This is a genomic window from Shewanella sp. 10N.286.54.B9 (assembly GCF_041468565.1).
In the GTDB taxonomy this organism is placed as follows: Bacteria; Pseudomonadota; Gammaproteobacteria; order Enterobacterales; family Shewanellaceae; genus Shewanella.
Genome location: NZ_JBFRIY010000098.1, coordinates 1 through 1013, shown reverse-complemented (window position 1 = coordinate 1013; position 1013 = coordinate 1). Strand labels below are relative to the sequence as shown.

General features: G+C 38.5%; 1 protein-coding gene. It reads right to left on the bottom strand.

All coding sequences use genetic code 11. From position 1 onward, the window contains the following. Positions 1-160 precede the first annotated feature (160 nt). On the bottom strand, positions 161-544 hold the full coding sequence (locus tag AB4135_RS21840) for a hypothetical protein (protein ID WP_371995525.1): 384 nt from the start codon (positions 542-544) through the stop codon (positions 161-163). Positions 545-1013 lie beyond the last annotated feature (469 nt).

The window sequence follows — 1013 nt, the reverse complement described above, 5'->3', positions numbered from 1 at the left end:
TGGGGATCCGTCAGACACTGACCCCACATATCCAAAGTTTACACTGACCCCACATATCCAAAGTAGATGAATTTGTTGATTGGTTTTAATTTGACTGCAAAAGCAGCCAAATAAGTTAGGCTCGCCTATTGACCGGCAGGAGGCTCATATGTGTTATGTTTCATTGGTAAAAAACTTCTTTTATTATATTTGGAGTACAGCTTTCACCAAAGCCAACCACAACAAAATGCTTTCGGACTAGCCCTGCATCGATGTTGTACCAAGCTACCAGCTGCTCACCTTCATGAAACACTTTCAAAGGTGCTGTGAATGTTGGCTTTTCAAGACTATCAGCAACCAGCCAAACCGAATTTAAATATTGATTTTCAATACTATCTGGAAGATTGATAGTTACGGAATAATCAGAGCTATTTAAAGATGTTTCTATGGTGACTTTATTGCCGTGTAGTTCGTTGTACTTTAGTTCTACAGCATCAGTTACAAAGCAAGAATCTGCATTTGCAAAGAGCGATAATGCACTAAGAATTAAAAAGATGAATTTCACTCTCAACCTCGATTGAAACGTAACATTTTAATATACGCCTTGCGCGTTTTGCCAAACCATTCTGAGAAAGCGCGCACTGAATGCAACCTTAAAAACCCTTTTAAAGCAACCAATTACTAATAAAAGTGAAGGATTGTACCCAATACTCTTTCTGACAAAAGTGAGTTGCACACTTTGCTTTCCGGTTATCTCAATACTTCAAGAGCGCACACTTTCATCTTACTGAATTTACACCTCTTTTTATTTTCACTCAATAGCAAACCGTGAACTGATTGCGCAAAATTTGGAGGTTAGCCGTACAAAACCGATACTACTGTATAAAAGTACAAACATTGGCTAACTAAAAGGTTCTCGCTGACGAAACCCATTCCTTTCCGACTGATGAGAAAAAATATTGCAAAGAGGTTAGTGCTGTATTGGACTAATTGCTGGCGTAAACTCATTTTGGCGCAAAACCTAGTTACGAAAC